Below are 15655 nucleotides of genomic sequence, written 5' to 3'. Positions count from 1 at the left end.
TCCGCCATGCCGCCGCCTCCCAGCAGCGATACTGGATGTATGGACACGACGATCACCGCCCCCCGCGCCGAGGTGCTGCGGGACCGCTACCGCAGCCGACTGCCCGAGCGCTTGCAGGTGCTGGCCGGCCCTGTCGAGGGCGAAGTGGACCTGCCGCTCCACATCGTCTGGTCCGGGCGGACCAGCTACAGCCTGGACCGTCCGAAGTCCCGTATGACGCTCTACCGGACCGTCCTCGCCGAAGGACTGAGTGAGGACCTGGTGGCCCTCCTGCACCACCGATTGCTCACCGAGCAGTGGCCCGTGCTGCGGCGCTTGATCAGTCCCTACATCCGCGAGGTCTGGGAGGACGCCTTCCCCGAGCTGCTCCGCACCGCTCTCGCCGACCCGACCGCCGCGTGAAGCTCACTCCGCTCCACGAGCGTCTCCTCGCCGACATCCTCGACCTCGGCTCCCCCTACCCTCTGGTCCTCACCGGCGGATACGCCGTGCAGGCCCACGGTCTGGTCGACCGCTTCAGCCGTGACCTCGACGTCGCCACCGAGAATCCCGCTCCCATGCAGGAGATCGTCGCCTCACTCACAGCAGGCCTCAGCGCGCGCGGATGGCGGACCACACACGTCCAGACCGATCCGCTCAGCGGCCGGTTCCTGGTCACCGAGCCGGACACCGGCGAGGAGTGCGAGGTCGACGTTCTCAAGGAGGCGTTCTGGGCTCCGCCTGCCCAAACCCCCTACGGCCCTGTTCTTTCCCTCGACGACGTGATCGGCACCAAGGTCCGTGCCCTCGCCGACCGCGGCACCGTCCGCGACCTCATCGACGTCCAGGCTGCCTCCCGCCACCGCTCCACCGCCGACCTCGAATCCCTGGGCCGCCGTCGCGCCCACGACGAGTTCAGCCTCGAGGACCTCCGGGACCGGCTCGTCGGCGCGGACTGGTACGAGGATGAGGACTACACCGCGTACGGGCTCACCTCCCGGCAGATCGAAGAACTCAAGGCGTGGGCGCTGGAGTGGGCGGAGGATCTGGGTGCGCGGATTCATGACGAGAACGCCTGAGAGGCGGTCACGCGTCCATTCCCTCTACCGCCGTTGCAACGAGAGGATGCGGTGTAGCCAGCAGGTTCCAACCCGGAGCCGCCCACGGTGGGTGGCTGCCCCGCACAGCGGATGTGCAGGGCAGCCGAGCGATACGCCGCAGTGGACTCACAGCGAAACCGGGCTGCGGTAACGGTCGAACACTGCATCCCGCTCCCACTCCCAGGTCCAGTCAGGGTCTCGACGGTGGAACTCGGTAACGGCCAGCTCGAAGAATTGGTCGGAAGGCTTCCGGGCGCCAGGTCAGCCGCCGCACAGCGTCGACGATCTGCCCAGGTTGGCTCCACGGCTCATTTGCCGAGTGTCCGTCCGCACGCGGCGCCAGTACGCCCGCCCGCCCGGACCGTAGGTGCAGTTTCATGGCGGTTCAGGGCCCATCGTCGGTGGACATCCTCTCCGTCTCGCTCCGTAAGAAGTTCGCTCTCGCCTGCAAGTCGGGATCGAATCGCCTCAGGGCTGCTCGATTGCAGCGGGAACTCGAAATGACTGATGAGGTGTCAGGTAAGTCGGCATTTACTCAGCATCAGGCCCGTATGGTTCCTCACGCGCGCGCCCGGCCGGTGACTTCACGGCAGCCTGCATGCACAGAAATGCGCAGGCGGTAAGCCTGGTCGCAGGCAACGCGCGATTCTCCTGAAGGTCTTCGAGCTGAAGGCGTGTCGATGTACAGTGAAGACCGCCCTTGACCTGCAAAAAGCAGGCAGGGAGCCGTCCTCCAGGAGTCCAAAGTGCTGCGTACTCTGTTCAAGTCCAAGATCCACCGCGCCACCGTCACCCAGGCCGACCTGCACTACGTGGGATCCGTGACGATCGACGCCGATCTGCTCGACGCCGCCGACCTGCTGCCCGGTGAGCTCGTGCACATCGTCGATGTCACCAACGGGGCCCGGCTGGAGACGTACGTCATCGAGGGGGAGCGCGGCTCCGGTGTCGTCGGGATCAACGGGGCCGCCGCGCATCTCGTCCACCCCGGGGACCTGGTGATCATCATCAGTTACGCTCAGGTGACCGACGCCGAGGCGCGGGCGCTGGAACCCCGGGTGGTCCACGTGGACCGCGACAACCGCATCGTCGCCCTGGGAGCCGACCCGTCCGCACCGGTGCCGGGGTCGGACCAGCAGCGCAGCCCGCAGGCCGTCACGGCCTGAGAGGTATGGCCGGCGCGGATGGCGCGGACGGTGGCAACCGTGACGGACAGCGGCAGGAGCGTGATGTGTTCATGAGTGACATCGAGATCCGTGACGACCGGGCGGCGGGCCGTCTGGAAGCGGCGGCGGGCGACGGCGAGGTCGTCGGCCGGATCGAGTACTTCGTCCTCGAATCCCCCGAGCGCGCACTCGTGCCGGTGCACACCGTCGTCGAGCCCGCCCACGAGGGCAAGGGGATCGCGGGCTCTCTGGCGAGCGAGCTGTACGCCACCGCCGCCCGCGAGGGTGTCGTGGTCGCCCCGCTCTGCCCGTACGTCACCCAGTGGGCCGCACGCCACCCCGACGCGGCCCCGGCCGCCTCCCCGGATCTGATCCGGGCGGCGGAGCAGTGGCTGGCGGCGCACCCCGAGCGCTTCTGAGTCGTTGGACGCCCCCGTGCTCGCCCTCCTGCACACCTCGCCCGTCCATGTCCCCGTCTTCGACGCCCTGCGCGACGACGCCCATCCGAAGCTGGAACTGCGACACCTCGTGGACGAGGAGCTGTTGGACCGGGCTCGCGCGGCGGGCCCCGAGGCCGTGGCCCACGACGTACGGGCGAGGCTGCGGGAGGCCGTCGCCGCGGGTGCCCGGGCAGTGCTGTGCACGTGTTCGACCATCGGCTCGGTCGCGGAGGCGGCGGCCGACCGGGCCGGTGTGCCGGTGCTGCGGGTCGACCGGCCGATGGCGGGGGCGGCGGTGACCGCCGGGCCGCGTGTGGTCGTCCTCGCCGCCCTGGCGAGCACGCTCGGTCCGACGGCGGCCCTGGTCGAGGAGGAGGCACGCCGCGCCGGCCGCCTCGCCGAGGTGCGTACCCTGCTGGTCGAGGGCGCCTGGGCCCGCTTCGAGGCGGGCGATCCGGAGGCATACGTACGTCAGGTCGCCGCTGCGGCCGACGCCGTCACCGGCGCCGACGTGATCATGCTCGCCCAGGCCTCGATGGCCCCGGCGGAGCGTCTCACCACGACCGCCGTCCCCGTGCTGTCCAGTCCGCGGGCAGGGCTCGCGGCGGGCGCGGCGGCGGTGGGGTGCCGGTAGCGCCACCCGGGTCTCTTCGCTTCGGGCGGGCGGGTGACTGGGAACGCGGCCCTCGGGTAGGCGGGGGAGTAGTCCAGAGCCGACGCCGACCGACCGGCCGGAGGAGACACCGCCATGACGCAACCACACCCGGACCCCGCTCCGCCCGGCCCCGCACCGGACCCGGTACCGCCGGGACCCGCACCGGGCCCGGACCCTCAGCCCTACCCCGACCCGGTCCCGCCCCCGGAGCCGCCCCCGGGCCCGGCACCGACGCCCCCGCCGCCGACTCCGGGCCCGCCCGCCCCGGGGCCACCCGTTCCCGGACCGCCGCCCACGCCGGGGCCACCGCCCGGACCGTCCCCCTCGCCGATTCCGCCGGGCCCGGAACCCGCGCCGAGCCCGGAACCGGGCCCGCCGCTCACCTGACGGCCGGCACGGCACGCGGGCGTCCGCCGATCATGTCGGCGGGCGCCCGTCAGAGATCCTCCGCTTACGCAGGGACCTCGCTGCGGTCGTCGCCCCACAGCGTGTGGAACGACCCGTCGCGGTCCGTGCGCCGGTAGGTGTGCGCGCCGAAGTAGTCCCGCTGCCCCTGGGTGAGCGCGGCCGGCAGGCGCTCCGCGCGCAGGGCGTCGTAGTAGGCGAGAGCCGCGGCGAAACCGGGGGTCGGCACGCCCTGGCGGGTCGCGGCGATCAGCACCTCGCGCCAGTCGTCCTGCGCCTCGGCGATCTCCCGCGCGAACGTCTCGTCCGACAGGAGGCTGGGCAGATCGGCATGGGTGTCGTACGCGGCGCGGATACGGTCCAGGAAGGCCGCGCGGATGATGCACCCGCCGCGCCAGAGCGCGGAGACCGCGCCGAGGTCGATGTCCCAGCCGTACTCCTCACTGCCCGCGGCGATCTCGTGGAAGCCCTGCGTGTACGACACGATCTTCGACGCGTACAGCGCCTGCTCCACCCGGTCCGCGAACGCCGCGGCCTCCGCCTCGCCGAGCGGCGCGGCCGTCGGGCCCGCCAGCCCGCGCGAGGCCTCGCGCAGCGCCGCGTGCCCCGACAGCGAACGCGCGAACACCGCCTCCGCGATCCCCGACACCGGCACGCCCAGGTCGAGCGCGATCTGCACGGTCCAGCGCCCCGTGCCCTTCTGCTCCGCCTGGTCGACGACCACGTCGACGAACGGCTTGCCCGTGGCCGCGTCCACGTGGGAGAGCACCTCGGCCGTGATCTCGATCAGGTACGAGTCCAGCCGGCCGGTGTTCCAGGTGCGGAAGACGTCCGCGATCTGCGCAGGCGTGTACCCGGCGACGTCGCGCAGCAACTGGTACGCCTCGCCGATCAGCTGCATGTCGGCGTACTCGATGCCGTTGTGCACCATCTTCACGAAGTGCCCGGCACCGTCGGGGCCGACATGGGTCACGCAGGGCGCGCCGTCGGCCGCCTTCGCCGAGATCTTCTCCAGCATCGGGCCCAGCGACTCGTACGACTCCTTCGAGCCACCCGGCATGATGCTCGGCCCGTTCAGCGCGCCCTCCTCGCCACCGGAGACACCGGTACCGACGAAGTGGATGCCCTGCTCCCGCAGCGCGCGCTCGCGGCGCCGGGTGTCGGCGAAGTGGGCGTTGCCACCGTCGATGATCATGTCACCGGGTTCCAGCAGCGGCGCGAACTCCTCGATCACCGCGTCCGTCGGCTCACCGGCCTTCACCATGACGACCAGCCGCCGCGGACGCTCCAGCGCCGCCACGAACTCCTTCGCCGTCTCGGCCGCCACGAAGCCGCCCTCGTGCCCGAACTCCTCCACCAGGGCGTGCGTACGCGCCGCCGTCCGGTTGTGCACCGCGACCGTGTAGCCGTTGCGGGCGAAGTTGCGCGCGAGGTTGCGGCCCATGACCGCGAGACCCGTGACGCCGATCTGCGCTGAACTGCTCATTGGGTTGGCTCCTAGTGACCTTGGTACCGGTACTGCCGGGATGTCGGTGCTGCCGGGGCGTCGGTGCCGCCGGTCGCTGCCCGCCAGTCCCGCCGTCGACCATTCCGACCATCCTGACGTGCCGCTACCGCGTCCGCACGCGCGGGTCGTACGACAATCCCGCCGCCCCATACGGGCGGGAACCCCCTCCGTACTCATCCGCGCCCGTATACGCACGCTCCGGGCCCGACCGGGCCCGACCGGGCCCGACCGGCACCCGCGTACGCGCCGGCGTACGCGCCGCGCCCGGCCGGGAGCATGCCGAGCGACGGCGCCAGGAGGGCGCAACGGATGAAAAGTACCGGCCACTTGGCGCATACGCGCGGCTGATAGCCGTCTTGTCACGGCCAGTTCGCAACGCTTACTTTGGCCACTTCTGACGCATTGTCGAGGGGGACTCCATGGCCGTGCGCGGTCGGCATCGCCGGTATCAGCCGAACAGGATCAACCGGGCCTCGCTCACCGTCACCGCGGGTGGCGCCGGAATGGCGCTTCCCCTGCTGGGGACCGGGGTCGCCGAGGCGGCCGACGTGGACACGTGGGACAAGGTCGCCGCGTGCGAGTCCAGCGACGACTGGGACATCAACACGGGCAACGGCTACTACGGCGGCCTCCAGTTCACCCAGTCCACCTGGGAGGCCTTCGGCGGCACCCGGTACGCGCCGCGCGCGGACCTGGCCACCAAGGACCAGCAGATCGCCATCGCCGAGAAGGTCCTGGACGGCCAGGGCCCCGGCGCCTGGCCGGTGTGCTCGCAGCGGGCCGGACTCACCCGGGGCGGCGACGCCCCCGACATCCGCCCGTCCGCCGGCCGCACCGACGCGAAGAGCGACGCCAAGTCCGACGCGAAGGCCGGCGGCAAGAGCGGCACGGGCGCCGCCACCACCGTCGAGGACGTCAAGCCGCAGAACACACCCCAGTCCCGCGCGGGCCGCGCCGAGATGTACACCGTGGTCCACGGCGACACCCTCTTCGGCATCGCGGAGGAGGAGCGGGTCCGTGGCGGCTGGCGCGGGCTGTACGACGCGAACAGCACGACCGTCGGCACCGACCCCGACCTGATCCTGCCCGGCCAGCGGCTCACCCTGCCCAGCGGGAAGGCCGCACCGGCCCGCCCCGTCCCGAAACCCGCGGACACGGCCGGCAAGAACAAGGAACCCAAGAACAAGACACCAGAGACGAAGGCGCCCGAAAAGAAGGCGCCGGAGAAGAAGGCGCCGGAGAAGAAGGCGGCGGAGAAGAAGGCGGCGGAGAAGAAAGCCCCCGCGCAGGGCACCGAGGAACGGGCGGACCGCGCCACCCAGAAGAGCGGTACGCGCGTGGCCCCGGTCGCCGCCCCCCTGGGTACGCCGTACCACCAGGCCGGTTCCTCCTGGTCGAAGGGCTACCACACCGGTGTCGACTTCCCCGTGCCCACCGGCACGTCCGTGAAGTCGGTCGCGCCGGGCACCGTCGTCAGTGCCGGCTGGGAGGGCTCGTTCGGCTACCAGGTGGTGGTCCGGCACGCCGACGGCCGCTACAGCCAGTACGCGCACCTGTCGGCGATCTCGGTGAGGAGCGGCCAGTCGGTCGCCGCGGGCCAGCGCATCGGCCGGTCCGGCTCGACGGGCAACAGCTCGGGCCCGCATCTGCACTTCGAGGTGCGGACGGGGCCCGGTTTCGGATCGGACGTCGACCCGGTCGCCTACCTGAGGGCGGGCGGTGTCAGGATGTGACGCGCATGCGGTCCGGCACGTGCGTCGGGAGGTACGGGCCGCCGTAGAAGGGCGCGTACGCGAACACCGGCAGCGACGGCTCCGCCGCCTCGACCGCCGCTCCGATCTCCGCCCCGGCCACCGGGGCGGAGCCCGCGGCAGCCGGGGCCGGCACCCGTACACGTACGTCCCGGGCGAGTTCGGAGCGCAGCAGCCGCTCGGCGGAACGGGACAGCGAATCGGCATCGGCCGCGCTCGAGGACCGCCCGCCGGCCGCCGCTCCGGCCATCGCGACCTCCACCTCCAAAGCCGCCGTACCCACCGGAGCCGCCGGGACGACCGCGGCGACCCGGGAAGCCCTCGAGCCGGCCGGCGCCACCGGGGAGTCCACCCCGGCGCCCTCCGCCTGCCGCTGCTCGCGCGCCAGCCGTTCCGTCGTCAGCAGGATCAGACCGCCGGTCGCCACCACGCCGCAGCTCAGTGCGAGCGCCGTGCCGGTCGTGCCGTAGCGGAAGGTTTCGCCGAACATCGTAATGCCGACCGCCGCCGCGACCACCGGGTTCACCACCGTCAGCGTGGCCAGCGGAGCCGCGAGTCCGGCACCCCGGTAGGAGGCCTGGGAGAGCAGCAGGCCGGCCGTGGCCAGCACGCCGATCACCGCGAGGGACGGCACGTCCCCAGCCGAGACGCCGTCGGCCCAGTCCACCGCCACGGTCTTGGTGAAGACGGACGACATGCCGAAGGCGATGCCGGAGGCGACGGCGAGCAGGATGCTGCGCACCGCCGGGTGCCGCTGCGCGGTCCGGGCCGCGACCATCAGGGCGACGACCGCGACGGTCGTGGTCAGCGCCACCGCCACCCGCTGGCCGGTGTCGAGGGACTGCGCGTCGGACGCGCCGACCAGGGACAGCAGACCGGCGAGACCGACGGTCGCCATGAGGGCGCCGCGCCACGCCGTCGCCCCCGCCCTGCGGCCGACGAACAGCGCCGCCATCGGCAGCGCGAACACGATCGTCAGCGCGCCCAGCGGCTGGACCACGCTCAGCGGGCCGTAGGCGAGCGCCACCACGTGCAGCAGACCGCCGAGGCCGTTCAGCGCGACCGCCGCCCACCAGGCAGGTCGACGCAGCGGCGCGTACTGCTCACCGGGTGAGGACACCGCGACCCGCTCCTGCACGATCGCTCCGCCCGCATACGCCACGGCGGAGACGAACGACAGCAGCACGGACAACGCGAGGGCGCTCATCGGCAGCTCCTCTGCGTGAGACCGGGGCGCCGACCCCGGCGCGGCGAACAGTCGGCTTTCATGGACAACACGATGCCGTGTCCCGCTGTTCCCGTCGTCGTCCCTGAGCACCCAATGAGTCCTACTGCCGATGGAGTACGAAGACGCCCCCGTCATCCCCTGGGTGGGCATCCGGGGGACGACGGGGGCGGACGGACCCTGACGGCTTCCCCTAGGGGGCCTTCGTACCGGCGTCCCCGCGGTACTCCGGGCTCTGCGGAACACTCCGCGGTACTGCCCCGTTCCGTCGTCCCGCCCGTGACGCTCTTCCCCGCGCGCCCCGTCTGGGTGACCATGAGGGCAACGTCCGTTCAGACAGGGGGTCCGCGGGTGCGAGTGGGACTACTGACCCGGGAGTACCCCCCGGACGTGTACGGCGGCGCGGGCGTCCATGTCGAGTTCCTGGCCAGGGAACTGCGTCCCCTGGTGGACCTGGAGGTGCACTGCTGGGGCGAGGGCCGCACCGACGGCGTGCGGCGCCACCGCCCCTGGACCGCCCTCGACGACGCCAACGACGCGCTGCGCGCCTTCTCCGTGGACCTCGCCATGGCGGCGGCGCTCGAGGGCCGCGAACTCGTCCATTCCCACACCTGGTACGCCAACCTCGGCGGCCACCTCGCCAAGGAGCTGTACGGCATCCCGCACGTGATGACCGCCCATTCCCTGGAACCCCTCCGTCCCTGGAAGGCGGAGCAGCTCGGCGGAGGCTACGCCCTGTCGGGCTGGGCCGAGCGCACCGCCGTCGAGGCCGCCGACGCGGTGATCGCCGTCTCCGCCGCCATGCGCGAGGACATCCTCGGCTGCTACCCGGCCCTCGACCCGGCCAGGGTGCACGTCGTGCACAACGGCATCGACACCCGGCTGTACCGGCCCGACCCCGGCACCGACGCGCTGGACCGGATCGGCCTCGACCGGTCCCGGCCGTACGTCCTGTTCGTCGGCCGCATCACCCGGCAGAAGGGCGTGCCCCAGTTGCTGCGGGCGGTGCGCGGCATCGATCCGGCCGCGCAGGTCGTGCTCTGTGCGGGTGCCCCCGACACCCCGGAGATCGAACGGGAGTTCCGCGAGCTGTACGAGGAGCTGAGCCGGGTGCGCGCGGGCGTGCACTGGATCCCGCAGATGCTGCCGCGCCCCGAGGTGGTCCAGCTGCTCACCCATGCCGCCGCGTTCGTGTGCCCGTCGGTGTACGAGCCGCTCGGCATCGTCAACCTGGAGGCGATGGCCTGCGGCACCCCCGTGGTGGCCTCGCGGGTCGGCGGTGTCCCCGAGGTCGTGGAGGACGGCGTGACCGGGGTGCTCGTTACGGTGGACGACGCCTTCGAGCAGGGCCTCGCGCGGGCTCTGGACTCGGTCGTCGGCGACCCGGAGGCCGCCCGGCGGATGGGCGAGGCCGGGCGGGAGCGCGCGGTCGGCGAGTTCGGCTGGGGGGCGGTGGCCCGCCGTACGGTCCTGCTCTACGAGGAGATCCGCAAACAGGCTTAGCGGTACCCGCCCGGGGGCAGGGATGGGGAAATTCGGCGTGAGGGGAGCGGCCATGCGTCGTGGTGGTCCTTCGGTCCTGGGAATCGTGCTGGCGGGCGGCGAGGGCAAGCGCCTGATGCCCCTTACCGCGGACCGTGCCAAACCGGCGGTCACCTTCGGCGGCACCTACCGGCTGGTCGACTTCGTCCTGTCCAACCTGGTCAACGGCGACATCCTGCGGATCTGCGTGCTGACCCAGTACAAGTCGCACTCGCTGGACCGGCACATCACCACCACCTGGCGGATGTCCAGCCTGCTCGGCAACTACGTCACCCCCGTCCCCGCCCAGCAGCGGCTCGGCCCGCGCTGGTACCTGGGCAGCGCGGACGCCATCCTCCAGTCGCTGAACCTGGTGTACGACGAACGGCCGGAGTACGTGGCCGTGTTCGGCGCCGACCACGTCTACCGCATGGACCCGCGCCAGATGCTCACCCAGCACATCGAGAGCGGCGCCGGCGTCACGGTGGCGGGGATCCGGGTGCCGCGCGCCGAGTCCTCCTCCTTCGGCGTGATCACCCCGGGCTCGGACGGCCGGAGTGTGGAGCGCTTCCTGGAGAAGCCCACCGATCCTCCCGGCCTCGACGGCGACCCCCAGCGCGTCTTCGCCTCCATGGGCAACTACATCTTCACCACCAAGGCCCTCGTCGAGGCGCTCCAGCGGGACGCCGAGGACGAGCGCTCGGTGCACGACATGGGCGGCTCGATCCTGCCCCAGCTCACCGAGCGGGGCGAGGCCTGTCTCTACGACTTCAGCTCCAACCACGTGCCCGGCGAGACCATCCGCGACCAGGGCTACTGGCGGGACGTCGGCACGCTGGACGCCTACTACGAGGCCCACATGGACCTGATCGCCGAGCGCCCCGCCTTCAACCTCTACAACCGGCAGTGGCCCGTCTACACCCACTCCGGCCAGCTCTCGCCGGCCCGGTTCAACGCCGGCGGCATGGCGAGCGAGTCCATCATCAGCGCCGGCTGCCTGATCCGCGGCCAGGTCACCCGGTCCGTGCTGTCACCGGGTGTGGTGATCGACCAGGGGGCAGTGGTCCAGGGCTCGGTACTGCACGACAACGTGCACATCGGACGGGGCGCGGTGGTGCGCGGCGCCGTCCTGGACAAGAACGTGGAGGTACCGCCCGGCGCGACCATCGGCGTCAACCCGGAGCGGGACGCGGAGCTGTACACGGTGTCCAAGGGCGGAGTGATCGCCCTCGGCAAGGGACAACTGGTGCCGTAGCGCACGCGCCTGTCGGCAGGACAGGCGCGGTGGTACGGGAGGGACGGGCCCCGGTCGACGCGACCACCGGGGCCTTTGTCATGTCCCTGGACGGGCGACCGAATCCGTGCTGTCATGCCAAGTGCTGTTCGTGACAACGTTGTACAGCTGATTGCAACGCACAGAAAAGAACACGCAGCACACGAATCGAGCACTGAGACCGAGCACTGAGACCGAGCACTGAGCAGAGAGCCGTCACCTTCCCCACAGACGGAGGATCCGTGCGCATCAGACGACTCAGAGACCGTTTCGCCCTGTTCCTGGCCGCCGCGCTGGGAGTCGCAGGGCTCACCGCCACCGGCCGGAGCGCGACCGCTGCCGAGGACGATCCGGTGGACATCCACGGACTGAGGGGCGAGTACTACACACAGTCCGCCTCCGGCGCCTTCGACTTCCACGAGCTCAGGGCCACCGCCTTCGACCCGCACCTCGACTTCGACAACCTGGAGCCGCGGCTGAACCTCACCACCGGCCGGTCGGACGACGTCAGCGTCCGCTGGACCGGGAAGATCGTGCCGGAGAAGACCGGCGCGCACACCTTCTCGATCATCGGCGACAACGGCTTCCGGCTGTGGATCGACGGCCGGCTCGCCATCGACCACTGGGTCGACGACTGGGACCGCGAACAGAGTGCCGAGCCGGTCGAGCTGACCGCCGGCCGGGCCCACGACATCAAGGTCGAGTACTTCGAGCACTACGGCGGCTCCAACCTCCACCTGCGCTGGACCGAGCCCGGCGGCACGAAGGAAGCCGTACCGCAGTCCGCGTTCCGCCTGCCGGACGGCTTCGACTACGACGGCGCCCTCGCCGCCACCGTCCTCGGTTCCGGACGCACCCTGAAGCTCGACTTCCCGCGCCCGCTCGCCGTTCCCCCGGACGGACTCACCGGCCACGTCGACGCGGTCATCGGCGGCGCGCAGTGGCCGCTGACCGGCGCCGAGCGGGACCCGGCCGACCCCAGGGCCCTGCTCGTCACGCTCGGCGAACCCGTCGTCGGCAACAGGACGGGCACCGCCCGCGGCACCGCCGACGTCCGCTACGACGGCCAGGGCGGCCTGACCACCGCCGACGGCGACCGGGTGGACGCGTTCATGAGCAGCGGGCCCAACCGCTCCACCCACGAACTCACCACCAGGTGGGCCGAGGAGGTGGGTCCGGACAACGCCCTCCCCGAGTACCCGCGCCCCCAGCTCACCCGCGACCAGTGGCGCAACCTCAACGGACAGTGGCAGTTCGCCGCTGCCGAGGAGGGGGAACAGCCGCCCGTCGGGAAGACGCTGGGGGAGCGCATCCTCGTCCCGTACCCGGTGGAGTCCCGGCTCTCGGGCATCCAGCGGCACGAGGACCGCATGTGGTACCGCCGCACCTTCACCGTCCCCCGCGACTGGAACATCGGCTCCGGCAAGCGGCTGCGGCTGAACTTCGGCGCCGTCGACTGGCGGTCCGAGGTGTACGTCAACGGTACGAAGGTCGCCGCCCACGAGGGCGGGTACGACAAATTCAGCGCCGACGTCACCGACGCGCTGAAGCCCGGCCGCACCCAGGAACTCATCGTCGGCGTGTACGACCCCACCGACGCCGCGAACGGCGAGAACCCGCCGCTCGGCAAGCAGCGCCTGGACCCCAGCGGCATCTGGTACACGCCCAGCTCGGGCATCTGGCAGACGGTCTGGATGGAGCCGGTCGCCCGTGACCACGTCGACTCCCTGAAACTGGTGCCCGACGTGCCCGGCGAACGGCTCACCGTGGAGGCGGAGGGCGTCCGCGACGGCGTACCGGTCAGGGCGACCGCCTACGACGGACGGCGCAAGGTCGCCACGGCGGCCGGCCGCACCGGGGAGCCACTGGACCTGGAGATCGCGAACCCGCGGCTGTGGTCGCCCGACGACCCGTTCCTGTACCGGCTCGAGGTGACCGTCGGCGCCGACCGCGTCGGCAGCTACTTCGGGATGCGCTCGATCGCCGTCGAGGAGATCGACGGGGTGCCGCGTACGGTCCTCAACGGCGAACCGGTCTTCCTGATGGCCACCCTCGACCAGGGCTTCTGGCCCGACGGCCTGCACACCGCGCCCACCGACGAAGCCCTCGCCCACGACCTGCGCGTGCACAAGGAGCTCGGCTTCAACTCCGTGCGCAAGCACATCAAGGTCGAGCCGGACCGCTGGTTCCACTGGGCCGACCGGCTGGGACTGATGGTGTGGCAGGACATGCCGTCCATGAGGGCCGGGGTGAACCCCGGCGACTCCTCCCGCGCCCGCTACGAGCGCGAGATGAAGCAGATGATCGACGAGCACCTCAGCAGCCCGTCGATCGTCATGTGGGTGACCTTCAACGAGGGCTGGGGCCAGTACGACGTGGGCCGCATCGCCGAACAGGCCAAGGCCTGGGACCCGTCGCGCCTGGTCAACAACCAGTCGGGACTCAACCTCGGCGCCGACGGCCACGCCGGCGACATCATGGACGAGCACGGCTATCCCAGCCCGGCGCTCCCACCGAGCCCGGACGGACGGCGCGCCCTGGTCACCGGTGAGTACGGCGGCCTCGGTCTCGCGGTGCCCGGTCACGCCTGGGCGGTCCAGCAGTCGTACGTCGACGTCGACCCGGAGACCTACACCGAGGACTACCTCACCAAGCTCGACGAGGTACGGGCCCTGGTCTGCCGGGGCAGCAACGGCGCCGTGTACACGCAGATCTCGGACGTGGAGGGCGAACTGAACGGCCTGCTCACCTACGACCGACGCGTGCTGAAGCCGGACGTCGCCCGGGTGAAGGCCGCCCATGACGCCCTGATCCGGGACGCCTCCCGTGCGCAGCCCGCGGGGTGCCCGGCACAGGGCGCCGCGAGGTGAGCGGTTCCTCCGGCGGCCCGCGCCCGTCCGGGTGGCGTTCGTCACCCCGGGTGCCCTCCGGGTCCGCCCCCGAAAGCCGCGCCGGATGCCGCCCTGCAGGGCGTTCCAGGAAAGCCTTCTGACGCCCCGTCGGGAGATTCCGGCCGTACGGCGGTGACCCCGTCAGCCCTTCGAGTCCCGCCCCTCCCGCCGAACCGGCGGGAGGGGCGGAGGCGTAATCTGATGTTAACTGTGTGTGGCGGGATCGTACTTGACCGTAATCGGTCACGGACGGTTGACTGCTGCTCCACCCCGTCGTCGACGCGAGGCAAGCCCGTGAACGCAGACCTGCTCGCTCCTCTCGACCTGGCGTTCTGGAACATCGAGTCCGTCCAGCACCCCATGCACCTCGGGGCCCTCGGGGTCTTCTCGGCCCGTTCGCCCGCCGCGGCCGCCCACGCCGCGGATCTGCTCGCCGCCCGCGCCGCCGCCGTGCCCGGACTGCGCATGCGCATCCGCGACGTGTGGCGGCCCCTGGTCACGCGCCCCTCCTCCCCGTCGGCCCCGCGCCGCCCGCTCGTCACCGCGCTCGGGGCGGCCCTCCGCCGGCCGCTCGGCTCCGCCCTGCGCGGGACGCTCGCCTTCGGCGGCGCCGAACGGGAGACCGACCCCGGTTTCGATCCACTGAACCACGTCCGGCTGCACGCCCCCGCCGCCGACTTCCACGCGGCGGCGGGCCGGCTCATGGAACGCCCCCTGGAGCGCACCCGGCCGCCCTGGGAGGCCCATGTGCTGCCGGGGGAGGACGGAATCTCCTTCGCCGTCCTGTTCAAGTTCCACCACGCCCTCGCCGACGGACTGCGGGCCCTCACCCTCGCCGCGGCCCTGATGGACCCGATGGACCTGCCCACCCCCCGGCAGCGCCCCGCAGCGCCCCCGCGCGGACTGCTCCCGGACGTGCGCGAGGTGCCCGGTCTCGTCCGCGAAGCCCTGTCCGACGCGGGCCGGGCCCTGGACATCGGCGCCTGTGTCGCCCGCTCCACCCTCGACGTGCGCTCGTCGCCCGCGCTCACCTGCGAACCCAGCGGCACCCGCCGCACCGCCGGGGTGGTCCTCGACCTCGACGACGTGCACCGGATCCGCAAGAGCGTCGGCGGCACCGTCAACGACGTGCTGATCGCCGTCGTCGCCGGCGCCCTGCGCCGCTGGCTCGACGAGCGCGGCGACGGCAGCGAGGGGGTCGCCCCGCGCGCCCTCGTCCCCGTCTCCCGGCGCCGTCCCCGCACCGCCCATCCCCAGGGCAACCGGCTCTCCGGCTACCTGACAAGGCTTCCGGTCGACGAGGCGCAGCCGCTCGCCCGACTCGCCCTGGTGCGCACCGCCATGGACCGCAACAAGGACGCAGGGCCGAACCGGGGCGCGGGCGCCGTCGCCCTGCTCGCCGATCACGTTCCGCCGCTCGGCCACCGGCTCGGCGGACCCCTGGTCGGCCAGGCGGCCCGGCTCTGGTTCGACGTCCTGGTCACCAGCGTGCCGCTGCCCGGTTTCGGACTGCGGCTCGGCGGCGACCCGCTCGGCGCCGTCTTCCCCTTCGCGCCGCTCGCTCCCGGCCACTCCCTGGCGGTCGCCGTCTCCACCTACCGCGGCCACGTCCACTACGGACTGGTCGCCGACGGCGTCGCCGTCCCCGACCTCGACCGGCTGGCCGCCGCCGTGACCGAGGAGGTGGAGACCCTCCTCACCGCGTGCGACGCCTGACCGGCCCGCCGCGCCCGCCGCCGCGC

Annotated in this window: 12 protein-coding genes; 10 read left to right on the top strand and 2 right to left on the bottom strand. The window is 72.1% G+C overall.

Translation table 11 applies throughout. The features are described from left to right. The first annotated feature begins 39 nt into the window (after positions 1–39). From ACFWVE_RS05985 to ACFWVE_RS05965, 5 genes are all read left to right on the top strand, one after another. Positions 40–402, top strand: coding sequence for a hypothetical protein (locus ACFWVE_RS05985; protein WP_384008653.1), 363 nt, complete (start codon positions 40–42; stop codon positions 400–402). Continuing rightward, positions 399–1058, top strand: coding sequence for a nucleotidyl transferase AbiEii/AbiGii toxin family protein (locus ACFWVE_RS05980; RefSeq protein ID WP_384008651.1), 660 nt, complete (start codon positions 399–401; stop codon positions 1056–1058). The genes ACFWVE_RS05985 and ACFWVE_RS05980 overlap by 4 nt, the downstream gene beginning before the upstream one ends. Positions 1059–1825: 767 nt before the next feature. After that, the gene (gene panD, locus ACFWVE_RS05975; RefSeq protein ID WP_384008649.1) at positions 1826–2245 is read left to right on the top strand and encodes an aspartate 1-decarboxylase; all 420 of its coding nucleotides are present in this window, start codon (positions 1826–1828) and stop codon (positions 2243–2245) included. Positions 2246–2316: 71 nt separating this feature from the next. Further along, entirely contained in the window at positions 2317–2664 is a 348-nt protein-coding gene (locus ACFWVE_RS05970) for a GNAT family N-acetyltransferase (RefSeq protein WP_384008648.1), read from the top strand. Between the two features lie 16 nt (positions 2665–2680). Continuing rightward, on the top strand, positions 2681–3319 hold the full coding sequence (locus ACFWVE_RS05965; protein ID WP_384008715.1) for an aspartate/glutamate racemase family protein: 639 nt from the start codon (positions 2681–2683) through the stop codon (positions 3317–3319). A gap of 472 nt (positions 3320–3791) precedes the next feature. Here ACFWVE_RS05965 and gndA read toward each other — a convergent pair whose 3' ends face one another. Beyond that, a complete protein-coding gene (gene gndA / locus ACFWVE_RS05960; protein WP_384008646.1) occupies positions 3792–5231 on the bottom strand; it encodes an NADP-dependent phosphogluconate dehydrogenase in 1440 nt (479 codons plus the stop codon). A gap of 440 nt (positions 5232–5671) precedes the next feature. Between gndA and ACFWVE_RS05955 the strand changes: the two genes are divergently transcribed. Continuing rightward, positions 5672–6985, top strand: coding sequence for a transglycosylase family protein (locus ACFWVE_RS05955; protein ID WP_384008644.1), 1314 nt, complete (start codon positions 5672–5674; stop codon positions 6983–6985). Here ACFWVE_RS05955 and ACFWVE_RS05950 read toward each other — a convergent pair. Next, positions 6975–8210 (bottom strand): DMT family transporter, encoded by a 1236-nt coding sequence (locus ACFWVE_RS05950; RefSeq protein WP_384008642.1) that lies wholly within the window; start codon positions 8208–8210, stop codon positions 6975–6977. The two genes, ACFWVE_RS05955 and ACFWVE_RS05950, sit on opposite strands and share 11 nt — an antisense overlap. Before the next feature lie 369 nt (positions 8211–8579). On the opposite strand from ACFWVE_RS05950, the gene glgA reads away from it, so the two are divergent. From glgA to ACFWVE_RS05930, 4 genes are all read left to right on the top strand, one after another. Further along, positions 8580–9731, top strand: a complete 1152-nt coding sequence (gene glgA / locus ACFWVE_RS05945) for a glycogen synthase (protein ID WP_384008640.1) — start codon at positions 8580–8582, stop codon at positions 9729–9731. A 52-nt stretch (positions 9732–9783) separates the two neighbouring features. Next, entirely contained in the window at positions 9784–11004 is a 1221-nt protein-coding gene (glgC, locus tag ACFWVE_RS05940) for a glucose-1-phosphate adenylyltransferase (protein ID WP_384008639.1), read from the top strand. A gap of 260 nt (positions 11005–11264) precedes the next feature. Continuing rightward, positions 11265–13892, top strand: a complete 2628-nt coding sequence (locus ACFWVE_RS05935; RefSeq protein WP_384008637.1) for a PA14 domain-containing protein — start codon at positions 11265–11267, stop codon at positions 13890–13892. 315 nt (positions 13893–14207) lie between these two features. Continuing rightward, positions 14208–15629: a wax ester/triacylglycerol synthase family O-acyltransferase gene (locus ACFWVE_RS05930; RefSeq protein WP_384008635.1), complete on the top strand. Its 1422-nt coding sequence runs from the start codon at positions 14208–14210 to the stop codon at positions 15627–15629. The last annotated feature ends 26 nt before the right edge of the window (positions 15630–15655 follow it).

The organism is Streptomyces sp. NPDC058632 (assembly GCF_042717095.1).
GTDB lineage: Bacteria > Actinomycetota > Actinomycetes > Streptomycetales > Streptomycetaceae > Streptomyces.
This window is presented reverse-complemented; position numbering and strand designations above follow the sequence as displayed.

Excerpts from the sequence above, each read along its gene's own strand:
- glgC (WP_384008639.1), top strand. The coding sequence starts at position 9,784 with ATGCGTCGTGGTGGTCCTTCGGTCCTGGGAATCGTGCTGGCGGGCGGC.
- ACFWVE_RS05950 (WP_384008642.1), bottom strand. The coding sequence starts at position 8,210 with ATGAGCGCCCTCGCGTTGTCCGTGCTGCTGTCGTTCGTCTCCGCCGTG.
- ACFWVE_RS05970 (WP_384008648.1), top strand. The coding sequence starts at position 2,317 with ATGAGTGACATCGAGATCCGTGACGACCGGGCGGCGGGCCGTCTGGAA.
- ACFWVE_RS05955 (WP_384008644.1), top strand. The coding sequence starts at position 5,672 with ATGGCCGTGCGCGGTCGGCATCGCCGGTATCAGCCGAACAGGATCAAC.
- ACFWVE_RS05985 (WP_384008653.1), top strand. The coding sequence starts at position 40 with ATGGACACGACGATCACCGCCCCCCGCGCCGAGGTGCTGCGGGACCGC.
- gndA (WP_384008646.1), bottom strand. The coding sequence starts at position 5,231 with ATGAGCAGTTCAGCGCAGATCGGCGTCACGGGTCTCGCGGTCATGGGC.